This is a genomic window from Aeromonas sp. EU05-FHT14A05 (assembly GCF_058791175.1).
The window spans coordinates 562,951-576,332 of sequence record NZ_JBYTDH010000001.1; the positions used below are offsets into that span (position 1 = coordinate 562,951).

A 13,382-nucleotide genomic window follows, 5' to 3' on the forward strand; every position below is an offset into this window, starting at 1 on the left:
TTATTTGTCAGCCTTGCCCGCCGCATCGGCAAGTTTGGCCAGCTGTCTGTCATACCAGGCCACCGGGCGGCCTTCATCTTCCGCCTTCTCCTTGCGCCGGATGGCATTGCGCACCGCCATGGCCCCCAGCCAGCGCAACGGCTCGGGCGGGAAATAGCCGCGCGGGCCGCTCACCAGGGCGCATTCGCGCCACGACTTGTCCGCTTCCCGCACCTCGTCTCTCACCAACGCCGCCAGGATCTGGCCGCCCATCCAGCTCTGGGCCACCCCGTTGCCGGAATAGCCGAGGCCATAGACAACGTTGGGCTGCGCTCGCCAGTGGCCGAAGAAGGGGAGGCCATCCACCGAGCGATCGGAGGCGCCGCACCAGCTGGCGGCGATGGGTACCTCTTTGAGCGCCGGAAAGAAGCGACGCAGGGTGCGGGTGAGGGGGGCGAGATAGCGGCTGGGGGCATCGAACTCGGCGAGATGGCGGTTGGCGAAGGCAAAGGTGTTGCCCCCCTTGCCCAGCATCAGCCGCCCTTGCGGGGTGGATCTGTAGTAGTGCACGAAGGTGCGGCCATCCACCACGCTGCGGCCATGGGCGAGCTGCTGGGCGGCCAGCGCCTGGGGTGCCGGCTCTGTGATCACCATATCGGAGGAGACCAACACTATGCTGCGGCGAAACTCGCGAAAGTGTTGCACCATGGCGCTGTTGAGGGCCAGCACCACCTTGCGGGCGTGGACGATGGCCAGTGGCGTCTGCACCCGTGCAGGTTGGCCCCCTTCGAGGCGTTGCATGGGGGAAGCTTCGTAGACCTCGACCCCCAGTTCCCGCGCCACCCGCAGCAGGCCGCGCACCAACAGCGCCGGTTGTACAGAGCCCGCGTGGGGGCTGTAGAGCCCCTCCAGATGAACGTGGGAGCCGCTCTGGCTGGCCAGTTCACCCTCCGCAATCGCCTGCCACTGGTTAAGATTGGCTCGCTTTAGCGCCCGCAATACCGGATCCATCAGGCCGCGCTGGGCCTCGCTGGTGGCGGTGTAGCAGGTGCCCTCGACCCTCAGCTCCGCCTCTATGTTGTGCTTTTCGCAGAAGCGGGCGATCTCGTGCACCGCCTGCTCGGAGCCTTGTACCAGCCAGGCGGCCTGCTCCTCGCCAAAGAGGCGCTTTAACGTCAGGTATTTGGCCGACCAGGTGAGCAGGCAACCGCCGTTGCGGCCGGAGGCGCCGCTGCCGCAGCGATCTTTCTCCAGCACCAGGATGCGTAAGGCAGGCTCGGCCTGTTTAAGGGCGATGGCGCTCCAGAGCCCGGTAAAGCCGCCGCCGACGATGCAGACATCCACCTCGTGCTGGCCTTGAAGAGGCGTTGGGGGAGCGGGCTGTTCGGCGGCGAGCGCTTCGGCCAGCCAGAAGGGGAGAGTGGACATGATGACTCCTCGACAAGGTTATGAGTGGCGCCAGCGCTGGGTGCGGGCCAGCAGGGCTCGGCTCAGGAAAAGCTGGGCCAGCTTGACGGTGGCGGCGGCCAGCAGGATCAGGGTGGCCATGGCGGCGGCCGTGGCGGTATCGCCGGAATCTTCCATGTTCAGCACGGCGATGGAGGCGAGCACGCTGTCGCTGGAATAGAGGAAGATCACCGCCGAGGTGGTGGTCATGGCGTTGACGAACAGATAGATGAAGATCTCCAGCAGTGCCGGCAGGGAGGCGGGCAGGGTGACGCGCCAGAATGCCTTCCAGAGCGGAATGCGCAGCGAGATGGCCACCAGCTCCAGCTCCCTGGGCAACTGCTTGAGGCTGGTCACCGCCGTCATATGGCCCACGGTGTAGTAGTGGATGACGCAGGAGAGCACCATCAGCGGCAGGGTGCCATGGAGGCTGCCAAACAGCGGATTGCCGTTGAAAAAGAAGATATAGCCGAGCCCCAGCACCATGCCGGGCACCGCCAGTGACAGCATGGCGAGCAGGTGCAGGAGCTGGCGAAGCCATGGGAAGTGGCGCCCCTTCTCCTGCGCCCAGGCCAGCACCATGATAAGCACAGTGCCTGTGATGGCGGTATAGAGGCCCAGCTGCAGGGTGTTGGTAAAGGGCTGCCAGCCATAGACGCTGTTGCTGTCAAAGGCGTAGTGATCCAGCGTCAGCCCAAGGTTATAGGGCCAGAACTGCACCAGGGAGCCGTAGACCGCCATGCCGACCAGTGCCAGAAACAGCAGGGCCCAGAGGGTGCACCAGCCGAGCGCCAGCAGATCCCGCAGCCGATGGGGTTTGGGCTGATAGGGCACCGCCTTGGTGCTGCTCTGCTCCTGCATCTTGCTGCGCACCCTGTGCTCCAGGGCAAAGCTCAAGAGCGCCGGCAGCAGCAGGGTGACGCTGGCGACCGCCCCCAATGCGAAGTTCTGCATCCCGATCACCTGGCGGTAGATATCGGTGGCCAGCACGCTGTACTGGCCGCCAATCACCTTGGCCACCCCGAAGTCGCAGATGGTGAGGGTGAACACGGCGATGGCGGCGCTGAGCAGGCCATAGCGGGCGGTGGGCAGGGTGACGGTGACAAAGGTGCGCCAGCCGCTGCTGCCGAGCACTCGGGAGGCTTCATAGAGGCGGGCATCGCTCTGGCCCAGCGCCGTGATGAGGATCATCAGGGCGTGGGGAAAACACCAGAAGCCAAGGCCGATGACGATGCCGATGGGGCCGTAGATGCTCTCGCCGCCGAGCAGTCCCTTGGCAACTCCCTGATTGCCAAACCAGTAGACCAGGCTGATGGCGGGCAGCAGGGAGGGCATCAAGAGCGGGATCAGGCCGATGAGGCGAAACAGCCCCTTGCCCGGCATGCAGGTGCGGGTGAGGGCATAGGCGTAGCCGAAGGCGATGGTCACCACCAGGGTGGTGATCAGCACCCCGAGCCAGAGGGTGTTGCCGAGGGTGCGACCCAGATGGGGGGAGCCGAAGTAGGCGCTGAAGTTGGCAAGGCTCACCCAGAGGCCGTTCTCATCCTGCAGGCTCTTTTGCAGCATGGTGAGCAGGGGCAGCAGCAGGCCGCCAGTGAGCAGGGCGATACCCAGCACAAGCAGCAGGAGTTGCAGCAGTTGATCCCGATTCCAGCCGGTGCAAGAGCGCCGCCAGAGGGGGGCGCGCTGCGGTTGCGACGGAGACAAGGGGGATGAAGTCGTGAGGGGGGAGTTCATGCGCCATCTCCTTCAAAGATCTGCATCGCCCCGGCGGGCCAGTGCAGGGAGCAGCGCATGCCGCTGCGCCAGCCCCCCTGTTCGTGGCGGGGCAGCTCGTGGGTCGGGCGCTCCACCAGAACTTGCTGGGGGCCCAGATAGGTGTCTGCGGTGCAGATGAGGCGCTGGGCGGCGCCGAGAAACTCCACCTGATCGATGGTTGCTTCGACGCCATGTTGACCAAGATAAGGCTCATGGGAGGCGCCCAGGGTGATGGCCTCGGGGCGGATGGCCACCTGCAGCTTGCTGCCGGCCGAGGCCCGGTTGGCGAGGGTCAAAGGCTGTTCGTTGAGGCGCACCTGATTGGGGCCGAGCACCAGGGTCTCGAGGAAGTTCATGGTGCCGACGAAGCTTGCCACGAAACGGCTCGCAGGCTGGTGGTAGATCTCCTGCGGGGTGCCCACCTGCACTATGTTGCCGCTCTCCATCACCACGATGCGGTCGGCCATGGTCAGGGCCTCTTCCTGATCGTGGGTCACCATGATGGTGGTGATGCCAAGGCGCTGCTGCAGGGCGCGGATCTCGCTGCGAAGGTGGGTGCGCACCATGGCATCCAGGGCGCTGAGGGGTTCGTCCAGCAGCAGCAGGCCGGGGGAGAGGGCGAGCGCCCGGGCCAGCGCCACCCGCTGCTGCTGGCCGCCGGAGATCTGGCTCGGGTATTTGTGGGACTGGGCATTGAGATCCACCAGCCCCAGCCAGTGATCGACCCGCTCCTTGATGAGATCCCGCGCCAACCCCTGATTCTCAAGGCCGAAGACGATGTTCTGGGCCACCGTCAGGTTGGGGAAGAGGGCGTAGGACTGAAATACGATGCCAAAATCCCGCTGCTGGGGGGGCAGGCGGGAGATATTGCGCCCCCCCTGCCAGATCTCGCCGCTGTCTGGCAGATCCAGCCCGGCGATGGCTCTGAGCAAGGTGGTCTTGCCGCAGCCTGAGGGGCCGAGAAAGCAGATGAACTCCCCCGGCTCAATGGTCAGAGAGATCCCCTTGAGGGCCTGAAAAGCACCGAACTGCTTGTTGAGATGTTGAATGTCCAGGTAGGGCTGGGTCATGGTGCGACTCGCTACTGATTTGGTATATACCAGTTTGGCGGTGAAGTGTGACGGTCAGGTGATCGGGGGATGACAGCTCGATGACAGTCCGATGACGATGGGTCGCCGGCAGGTGGCTGTGCCGCGTACAGACGGGCGGGGAGCCGCCCATCGAGGGCGACACAAACATGGGATCTAAACCAAAAAGCGAAGGCCAACAAGCGTTGGCCTTCGGCAAGGGGTTTATTGGCGGCGGTTCGTCGGGCGTGCACAAACCGCTGCCATTCACGCTTACTGTTTGGCTTCGGTCTTGCCGTCGAAGCTGGCGCTCCACTGGGTCAGGATGGCGTTGCGCTCGCGGGCAGCCCAGCCAAAGTCGTTGTCGATCATCTGACCCTTGATATCCGCCGGATAGCCCGCTCTTGGTTGGGCGACCCCAGGGATGGCGACCACAGCGAACGACTTGTTGTAGAGGGCGTTGGCCTGCTCGGTGGCGGCAAAGTCGAGCAGCTGTTTGGCGGCCTCCAGCTTGGGGGTGCCCTTGATGATGGCGGCGGCCTCCATGTCCCAGCCCGAGCCTTCGCTCGGGAACACCACCTCTATGGGGGCCCCCTTGGCCTTGAGGCTGGTGGCCGGGAAGTCGAAGGAGATGCCGATCACCGTCTCGCCGCTGGCGGCCAGCTTGCAGGGGGCCGAGCCCGAGTGGGTGTAGCGGTCGATGTTCTGGTGCAGGCCGTTCATGAATTGCCAGCCCTGCTGCTCGCCCATGGTCTGCAGCCAGCCGGCGACGCTGAGGTAACCGGTGCCGGAGGAGCTGGGGTTTGGCATGATCACCTTGCCCTTGTAGACGGGCTTGGTGAGATCCGCCCAGCTGGTGGGGGCCGGTATCCCTTGTTTCTCGGCCTCTACCTTGTTGAAGCAGATGGCGCTGAAGAAGGCGTCCAGACCGATCCAGTGCGGTTCGGCCTTGCCGTCACGAAAACGGCTGTCGAGTTTCTCCAGCCCCTTGGGGGCGTAACCGGTCAGCATCTGCTGCTGATCGAGCTGCATCAGGCTGGTAGCGGCCAGTCCCCACACCACATCCGCCTTGGGCTGGGCTTTTTCAGCCAGCAAGCGGGCGGTGACCACCCCGGTGGAGTCACGCACCCACTTGATGTTGATATCCGGGTGCTGGCGCTCGAACGCGGTTTTCAGCTCGCCGAGCTGCTCCGGCTCGAAGGCGGTGTAGACGGTGAGATCGGTCGCGGCCAGTGCCGGGGCTGTCATGGCGGCCAGCACGGCGGCGGCCAGCAAAGGGGTTCCCTGTTTCATCCTCTTCTCCATATGAATTGGCTTGGTATAAACCAGATTGGTCGAGAGAGAGGCTAGGGGATCTTTATGACGTTCAGGTGACGGTCCCGTGACGTTTTGCCGCACGGGATTGTCCGCTCTTGACTTGTCTGTTCCTAATCCTGGGTATCTACCTCGATCTCCAGGCTGTCGTGGCGCCAGTATTCCAGATCGAAGTCGAGCACCCGGCCGTGCTGATCGAAGTTGAGCCGCTCGAGGCGCAGGGCGGGCAGACCGGCGGTGGCCCCCAGCGCCTTGGCCACCTCGTCCGGCAGGGCGGTGGGGAAGAAGCGCACCTGCATGCGGGCGTAGTGGAGCTCGTAATGGGCCTGATAGATCTCGGTCAGGCTGCCGGCAAGATCCAGCTCCAGCAGGCCGGGCACCCGCTCTGGCAGGCAGTGATTCTCGCAATAGCAGATGGCGCGCCCGTTGGCATAGCGCAGCCGTTTGAGCAGAAACAGGCTGTCGAACGGCTTGAGCTGCAGCCGCGCCATCAACGCGGGGGGCACCGCCTGGCGGCTTTTTTCCAAGAGCTCGGTGCGCGGCTCGCCCCCTTGTTCCCGCACTATCTGGTGAAAGTTGGAGGTGCGCCTGGGGTTCAGGCTAAAGCGCGGCGGGGTGACGAACCAGCCACGGCGATCCTCCCGATAGATGAGGCCGCTCGCCTCCAGCTGCACCAGTGCCTCGCGGATGGTGACCCGGGTGGTGCCGTAGAGCTCCCCCAGCAGCCGCTCGGAGGGGAGCTTGTCGTTGGAGGCCAGGCCCCCCGCCAGGATCTGGTTGGCGAGGGCATCCTTGATCTGCAGGTATTGGGGTTTGCTCATGAAAATCCCTGGTTGTGCAATGAGTTGGGCAATGGGTTGGGCACAGGTTGGGTCATCGGTCCGCTCGCTAAGTGGCGACATCAAAACATGTTGGTAGAGACCAGTGTTGCCCCTGTTGTTCAGGCTTCCTAGATTATCGCGATCCCGGCGCTGAAAATGAATTTTTTGTTGCACGTGGCCCCACCCCTTTGACCTTGGCGGGGCAGTTACCCACAATGCGCTCATTCTGGTATATACCAAAAGGAGCGAAATCATGACCCATATTCCTGCGGCCCCTGCCGCCGTCGATTACCTGCTGCTGACCCCTGGCCCCCTCTCGACCACAGCTACCGTGCGTGCCGCCATGCTGCAAGACAGCTGCACCTGGGATGCGGACTACAACCTGGGCGTGGTGGAGCCCATCCGCCGCGAGCTGGTGCGCCTCGCCACCGGCCCTGAATATGAAAGCGACTACAGCGCCGTGCTGCTGCAGGGGAGCGGCAGCTATGTGGTGGAGAGCGTGCTGGGCTCCGCCATCGGTAGCGATGAGTGTCTGCTGATCATCAACAACGGCGCCTACGGGGCCCGCATGGGGGAGATGGCCCGCTGCCTCGGCCTGCGCCACCATGAGCTGGACTGCGGCGAGACCACCCGCCCCGAGCCTGCCGCCATCGACGCCATGCTGGCGCGCCACCCCGAAATCACCCATCTGGCCATGGTGCACTGTGAGACCACCACCGGCATGCTCAACCCGCTCGACGAGGTGGCTGGGCTCTGCCAGCGCCGCGGCATTCGCCTGATCGTCGATGCCATGAGCAGCTTTGGCGGCATCCCCATCGACATGGGGCGCCTTGGCATCGAGTTTCTCATCAGCTCCGCCAACAAGTGCATTCAGGGGGTGCCGGGTTTTGGCTTCGTCATCGCCCGTCGCGCCGCGCTGACGGCCTGCGCCGGTCGTGCCCGCTCGGTCTCCCTCGACCTGCACGCCCAGTGGCAGACCATGGAGCAGCAGGGGGGCAAGTGGCGTTTCACCTCGCCCACCCATACCGTGATCGCCTTTGCCCAGGCCCTGCGTGAGCTGGATGAAGAGGGGGGCATCGCCGCCCGCCATCAGCGCTACAGCGAGAACCAGCGCACCCTGGTGGCGGGGATGGCCAAGCTCGGCTTTGCGCCGCTGCTGCCAGAAAAATGGCAATCCCCCATCATCACCGCCTTCTACTCCCCGGCCCACCCGGACTACCGCTTCGTCGACTTCTATCAGCGGCTCAAGGTACAGGGCTTTGTCATCTATCCGGGCAAGGTCTCCCAGGCCGACTGCTTCCGCATCGGCAATATCGGTGACGTGACCCCAGAGCGGGTGCGCTGCTTGCTCGCCGCCATGGCCAGCGCCTGCTACTGGCAAGGGGACGCGCGATGACCAGCATGCTGGCTCAGGGTTGCGATCTGCGTGGCCGCGATTTACATGACCATAAGCTGCACGGCAGCGGCCGCGCCGACAGCGAAGGGGATATCAACCTTGGCGAGAGTCGGGCGCGCTGGTGGGCAGGCCAAAGCGAAGATGTACAGGCCGGATTGACGGAGGATAGCCGCTACTTTCTCCATCAGGCCCTCTCCACCCCCTGTCTGGATCTGCTTGAGGGGGCGCAGGGGAGCTGGCTGACCAGCGTATCGGGCGCGCGTTACCTCGATTTTCACGGCAACAGCGTCCATCAGCTGGGCCACGGTCACCCTAAAGTGGTTGCCGCGGTGCAGCAGCAACTCGCCGATCTGCCGTTCGCACCCCGCCGCTACACCCATCAGGTCGCCATCGACTGCGCCCGCACCCTGGCCGAACTGGCCCCCGGCGATCTCAACCGGGTGCTGTTCGCCCCCGGCGGCAGCGAGGTGGTGGGGATTGCCTTGAAACTTGCCCGCTTCATCACCGGCAACAGCAAGGTGGTGTCCCTGTGGGATGCCTTTCACGGCGCCTCCCTCGATGCCATCTCGGTCGGCGGCGAGGCCTGCTTTCGCGCCGGCATGGGCCCGCTGATGGCCGGTGTGGAGCGCATTCCACCCCCCACCCGTTATCGCGGCGTCTGGTATCGCGGGGAGGGGGATGACCTGCACTACGCCGATTATCTGGAGTACGTCATCGAGAAGGAGGGAGGAGTAGGCGCCTTTATCGCCGAGCCCATCCGCAACACCGATGTGCAGGTGCCCTCAAGGGCCTACTGGCAGCGAGTGCGGGAGATCTGCGATCGCCACAAGGTGCTGCTGATCGTCGACGAGATCCCCAATGCCCTGGGCCGCACCGGCCACTGGTTCAGCTTCGAAGAGTTCGGCATCGAGCCCGACATCATCTGTCTCGGCAAGGGGTTGGGGGGCGGTGTGGTGCCCTTTGCGGCGCTCATCACTCGCGATCGTTTCAATCAGGCGGCGGCCATCTCGCTGGGCCACTACACCCACGAGAAGAGCCCCATCGGCTGCGCTGCGGCGCTCGCCACTATAGCTACCATCCGTGAAGAGGGGCTGCTGGCCAAGGCGCAGGAGGATGGCCGTTTTATGGCGGCCGAGCTCGCGGCGCTTGCCGAGCGCTACCCGCTGATCGGGCAGGTGCGCGGTATCGGTCTTTTGTGGGCGCTCGATCTGGTGGTCGATCACCAGAGTCGCACCCGCAATAGCCAGGCCGCCGAGCGGCTGCTCTACCGCTGTCTGGAACTGGGGCTCAGCTTCAAGGTCTCCCAGGGCAACGTCATCCAGCTCTCGCCGCCGCTCAATATCGCCCGCGCCGATCTGGTGCGCGCCATCACCATTCTCGATCGCGCCCTCGGCGAGATCGCACTCTCACCGGAACAGGAAGATCACCATGACTGACTTGCAGATTGCTGTAGACCCGACCACCGACGTAGAGGCGCTGATCCTCGACTGGGCCGGTACCGTCGTCGATTTCGGCTCCTTCGCCCCCACCTCCATCTTCGTAGAGGCCTTCGCCCGCGCCTATGACTTTGCTGTGACCCTGGATGAGGCGCGCCAGCCCATGGGCCTTGGCAAGTGGGATCATATCGCGGCGCTGGGCCGTCTGCCCTCGGTGGATGAGCGCTGGCAGGCACGCTTCGGCCACCCCATGAGCCACGCCGAGGTGGACCACCTCTATCACACCTTTATGCCGCTGCAGATTGCCGCAGTGACCCGCTTCGCCGCCCCCATCCCAGGTGTGCTGCCGGTGCTGGATGGGCTGCGAGCACAAGGGATGCAGATAGGTTCCTGCTCCGGCTATCCCCGCCCCGTGATGGAGGCGCTGGTACCTGCGGCGGCCGATCACGGCTATCGCCCGGATCACTGGGTCGCCACCGATGACCTCAAGGCAGGCGGTCGCCCCGGCCCCTGGATGGCGCTGGCCAACGTGATTGAGCTGGGCGTGAGCGCCGTGCATCGCTGCATCAAGGTGGATGACGCCGTGCCCGGCATCAGCGAAGGGCTGAACGCCGGCATGTGGACGGTGGGATTGTCGGTTTCCGGCAACGAGTTTGGCGCCACCTGGGAGGAGTTTGCCGCCATGAGCGAAACCGAGATCGCCGCCCGACGTGTACCGGCCGAGGCCAAGCTGCGGGGGGCGGGGGCCCACTATGTCATCGACACCCTGGCTGACATCGCCCCTGTGATTGCCGATATCAACCGCCGTCTGGCGGCTGGTGAGCGACCCTGATCAGGAGAGGGGGGGAGGCGCTATCCGCCTTTGCCCTGAAGCGCAGACATAAAAAAACCGGCGCCTGGGCGCCGGTTTTTGTTCACCGAGACTCTATTACAGAGAGGCGGTGAAGGTACGGGTGATGACGTCTTGCTGTTGTTCCTTGGTCAAGGAGTTGAAGCGAACGGCATAACCGGATACGCGGATGGTCAACTGCGGATATTTCTCCGGGTTTTCCATGGCGTCCAGCAGCATTTCACGGTTCATCACGTTGACGTTCAGGTGCTGACCGCCTTCCAGGTTGGACTCGTGGTGGAAGTAACCATCCATCAGGCCAGCCAGGTTGGCTTTCTGGGCTTCCATGTCTTTGCCCAGGGCGTTCGGTACGATGGAGAAGGTATAGGAGATACCATCTTTGGCGTAGGCGAACGGCAGCTTGGCAACGGAAGTCAGGGAAGCGACGGCACCCTTCTGGTCACGACCGTGCATCGGGTTGGCACCCGGGCCGAACGGCGCACCGGCGCGACGGCCATCCGGGGTGTTACCTGTCTTCTTGCCGTACACCACGTTGGAGGTGATGGTCAGCACGGACTGGGTAGCCACGGCACCGCGGTAGGTGTTGAGCTTCTGAATTTTCTTCATGAAGCGCTCGACCAGGTCGCAGGCGATGTCATCGACGCGGGCGTCGTTGTTACCGAACTGCGGGTACTCGCCTTCGATCTCGAAGTCGATGGAGACACCATCTTCGTCACGAACCGGCTTGACCTTGGCGTACTTGATGGCAGACAGGGAGTCGGCCGCCACGGACAGACCGGCGATGCCGCACGCCATGGTGCGATAGACGTCACGGTCATGCAGCGCCATCAGGGAGGCTTCGTAGCTGTACTTGTCGTGCATGTAGTGGATGATGTTCAGGGCGGCGACGTACTGCTTGGCCAGCCAGTCCATGAAGTGATCCAGCCTGTCCATCACGTCATTGTAGTCGAGGTATTCGGACTTGACCATTTCGGTTTTCGGGCCGACCTGGATCTTGAGCTTCTCGTCCATACCGCCGTTGATTGCATACAGCATGGTCTTGGCCAGGTTGGCACGAGCGCCGAAGAACTGCATCTGTTTGCCGATGATCATCGGGGACACGCAGCAAGCGATGGCGTAGTCATCGTTGTTGAAGTCCGGACGCATCAGGTCGTCGTTCTCGTACTGAACGGAAGAGGTCTCGATGGATACCTTGGCGCAGTACTTCTTGAAACCGACCGGCAGCTTCTCGGACCACAGGATGGTCAGGTTCGGCTCAGGGGACGGGCCCATGGTGTACAGGGTGTTCAGCATACGGAAGCTGTTCTTGGTGACCAGGGTACGGCCATCAACGCCCATACCGGCCAGGGTCTCGGTGGCCCACATCGGGTCGCCGGAGAACAGTGAATCGTATTCCGGGGTACGCAGGAAGCGAACCATGCGCAGCTTCATGACCATGTGGTCCATCAGCTCCTGGGCTTCTTGCTCGGTCAGCAGGCCTTTCTTCAGGTCACGCTCGATGTAGACGTCCAGGAAGCTGGAGGTACGACCGAAGGACATGGCGGCACCGTTCTGGGACTTGACTGCCGCCAGGTAGGCGAAGTAGGTCCACTGCACGGCTTCTTTGGCGGTCTTGGCCGGTACTGAGATGTCGCAGCCATATTTGGCGGCCATCACCTTCATCTGGGCCAGGGCACGGTGCTGCTCGGAGATCTCTTCGCGCAGACGGATGGTGGCTTCCAGGTTGACACCGTTTTCCAGATCGGCCTGCAGGGACTTGAACTGGGCCAGCTTGTCGGCCATCAGGAAGTCGATACCGTACAGGGCAACACGACGGTAGTCACCGATGATGCGACCACGGCCGTAGGCATCCGGCAGACCTGTGATGACGCCGGACTTGCGGCAGTTCAGGATGTCCTTGGTGTAGACGTCGAACACGCCCTGGTTGTGGGTCTTGCGGTACTCGGTGAAGATCTTCTCGACCATGGGGTCGAGCTGACGGCCGTAGACTTCGCAAGAGGTCTTGACCATCTTGATACCGCCGTTGGCGATGATGGCGCGCTTGAGCGGCTTGTCGGTCTGCAGACCGACGATTTGCTCCAGGCTCTGGTCGATATAGCCGGCATCGTGAGCGGTAATGGTGGAGGGCAGGTCGGTATCAAAATCGACCGGCGCGTGAGTGCGGTTCTCGATCTTGATCCCTTCCATGACCTTGTCCCACAGCTTGGTGGTGGCTTCGGTCGCGCCAGCCAGGAAGGACTCGTCACCTTCATACGGGGTGTAGTTCTTCTGGATGAAGTCACGGGTGTTGACAGAGGTCTGCCATTCACCGGCCGCGAAGCCTTCCCATGCTTTTTGGAACTGTTCGTTAAGTTCTGCCATTTTCATTACCTCTCAAGGTATTTATGTGTCTGCCGCCATCCTTAATGATGGCGACGGAAGATAAACCAGTAAGTCAGACCAACCATGACGCCGCCACCAATGATATTACCAAGGGTGACCGGAATGAGGTTGTTTAGGACGAAGTTGGATACGGTCAGATCGGCGAACGATGCCGGGTCCTGGCCGATGGCCTGCCAGAATTCCGGGCCTGCTACCGCATGGATGGCGATGCCGACCGGGATCATAAACATGTTTGCGATGCTGTGCTCAAAGCCGGAGGCCACGAACATGGCGACGGGGAGCAGCATCACCATCACCTTGTCGGTGGCGCTGCGGGCGCCGAAGGCCATCCACACGGCGAGACACACCATGAGGTTGCAGAGGATGCCGAGCGCCAGGGCCTCGAAGAAGGTGTGATGGATCTTGTGCTGGGCCACTTTCATGGCATTCAGTCCCCACTGACCATCCGCCGCCGTGTATTCGGCCGACATGATGATGAGGGCGACTATGATGAGCCCGCCGATGAGGTTGCCGAAGTAGACCAGACCCCAGTTCTTGAACAGCTGAGCCCAGCTGATGCGGTTGGCGGCCTTGGCCACCAGGGTCAGGGTGGTGGAGGTGAACAGCTCGGCACCGAGCAGCACGCACAGAATGAGACCGAGGGAGAAACAGAGACCGCCGACCAGCTTGGACATGCCCCAGGCCATGCCGCTCGATCCCGTGGTGACCGTGATGTAGAAGACGAATGCGATGGCGATGAAAGCACCTGCCGTGATGGCCAGAGGAATGACCTTGTGGGCGGGCTTGGTTGCCTTGGCATAGGTAATGTCTTCTGCCAGCGCGGCTATGGCTTCGGGCTTCAGACAATCAAAGGGAGATTCTGCTTTCAATTCTCAGTACCTGCATATTTTGCCTGTGGAAATCATAACAAAGGGGCTGATCCCCAAAATTGAC

Annotated in this window: 10 protein-coding genes; 3 read left to right on the forward strand and 7 right to left on the reverse strand. The window is 63.0% G+C overall.

The genetic code is table 11. From position 1 onward, the window contains the following. The 5 genes from AC3WR3_RS02420 to phnR form a co-directional block, all read right to left on the reverse strand. Entirely contained in the window at positions 1–1,407 is a 1,407-nt protein-coding gene (locus AC3WR3_RS02420) for an FAD-dependent oxidoreductase (protein WP_492291060.1), read from the reverse strand. A gap of 18 nt (positions 1,408–1,425) precedes the next feature. After that, complete coding sequence (locus tag AC3WR3_RS02425; protein ID WP_492291061.1) at positions 1,426–3,162, reverse strand: putative 2-aminoethylphosphonate ABC transporter permease subunit; 1,737 nt, start codon at positions 3,160–3,162, stop codon at positions 1,426–1,428. Continuing rightward, a complete protein-coding gene (locus tag AC3WR3_RS02430) occupies positions 3,159–4,253 on the reverse strand; it encodes a putative 2-aminoethylphosphonate ABC transporter ATP-binding protein (protein ID WP_492291062.1) in 1,095 nt (364 codons plus the stop codon). The genes AC3WR3_RS02425 and AC3WR3_RS02430 overlap by 4 nt, the downstream gene beginning before the upstream one ends. Positions 4,254–4,523: 270 nt before the next feature. After that, positions 4,524–5,543: a putative 2-aminoethylphosphonate ABC transporter substrate-binding protein gene (locus AC3WR3_RS02435; protein ID WP_342058539.1), complete on the reverse strand. Its 1,020-nt coding sequence runs from the start codon at positions 5,541–5,543 to the stop codon at positions 4,524–4,526. A 134-nt stretch (positions 5,544–5,677) separates the two neighbouring features. Beyond that, positions 5,678–6,385: a phosphonate utilization transcriptional regulator PhnR gene (gene phnR / locus AC3WR3_RS02440; RefSeq protein WP_492291063.1), complete on the reverse strand. Its 708-nt coding sequence runs from the start codon at positions 6,383–6,385 to the stop codon at positions 5,678–5,680. Positions 6,386–6,638: 253 nt separating this feature from the next. Between phnR and phnW the strand changes: the two genes are divergently transcribed. The 3 genes from phnW to phnX are packed head-to-tail and all read left to right on the forward strand — an operon-like array spanning position 6,639 to position 10,049. Further along, entirely contained in the window at positions 6,639–7,781 is a 1,143-nt protein-coding gene (phnW, locus tag AC3WR3_RS02445) for a 2-aminoethylphosphonate--pyruvate transaminase (RefSeq protein WP_492291064.1), read from the forward strand. Next, a complete protein-coding gene (locus AC3WR3_RS02450; RefSeq protein ID WP_492291065.1) occupies positions 7,778–9,217 on the forward strand; it encodes an aspartate aminotransferase family protein in 1,440 nt (479 codons plus the stop codon). The genes phnW and AC3WR3_RS02450 overlap by 4 nt, the downstream gene beginning before the upstream one ends. Next, on the forward strand, positions 9,210–10,049 hold the full coding sequence (gene phnX, locus AC3WR3_RS02455) for a phosphonoacetaldehyde hydrolase (protein ID WP_492291066.1): 840 nt from the start codon (positions 9,210–9,212) through the stop codon (positions 10,047–10,049). The genes AC3WR3_RS02450 and phnX overlap by 8 nt, the downstream gene beginning before the upstream one ends. A 96-nt stretch (positions 10,050–10,145) precedes the next feature. Here the strand turns inward: phnX and pflB are convergent, their stop codons facing one another. Further along, entirely contained in the window at positions 10,146–12,428 is a 2,283-nt protein-coding gene (gene pflB, locus AC3WR3_RS02460) for a formate C-acetyltransferase (protein ID WP_139435434.1), read from the reverse strand. 41 nt (positions 12,429–12,469) lie between these two features. Continuing rightward, the gene (gene focA, locus AC3WR3_RS02465; protein ID WP_139435436.1) at positions 12,470–13,318 is read right to left on the reverse strand and encodes a formate transporter FocA; all 849 of its coding nucleotides are present in this window, start codon (positions 13,316–13,318) and stop codon (positions 12,470–12,472) included. Positions 13,319–13,382 lie beyond the last annotated feature (64 nt).

Bases quoted from the DNA above. Each gene is read 5' to 3' on its own strand.
- AC3WR3_RS02420 (WP_492291060.1), bottom strand. From the start codon at position 1,407: ATGTCCACTCTCCCCTTCTGGCTGGCCGAAGCGCTCGCCGCCGAACAG.
- AC3WR3_RS02425 (WP_492291061.1), bottom strand. From the start codon at position 3,162: ATGAACTCCCCCCTCACGACTTCATCCCCCTTGTCTCCGTCGCAACCG.
- AC3WR3_RS02430 (WP_492291062.1), bottom strand. From the start codon at position 4,253: ATGACCCAGCCCTACCTGGACATTCAACATCTCAACAAGCAGTTCGGT.
- AC3WR3_RS02435 (WP_342058539.1), bottom strand. From the start codon at position 5,543: ATGAAACAGGGAACCCCTTTGCTGGCCGCCGCCGTGCTGGCCGCCATG.
- phnR (WP_492291063.1), bottom strand. From the start codon at position 6,385: ATGAGCAAACCCCAATACCTGCAGATCAAGGATGCCCTCGCCAACCAG.
- phnW (WP_492291064.1), top strand. From the start codon at position 6,639: ATGACCCATATTCCTGCGGCCCCTGCCGCCGTCGATTACCTGCTGCTG.
- AC3WR3_RS02450 (WP_492291065.1), top strand. From the start codon at position 7,778: ATGACCAGCATGCTGGCTCAGGGTTGCGATCTGCGTGGCCGCGATTTA.
- phnX (WP_492291066.1), top strand. From the start codon at position 9,210: ATGACTGACTTGCAGATTGCTGTAGACCCGACCACCGACGTAGAGGCG.
- pflB (WP_139435434.1), bottom strand. From the start codon at position 12,428: ATGGCAGAACTTAACGAACAGTTCCAAAAAGCATGGGAAGGCTTCGCG.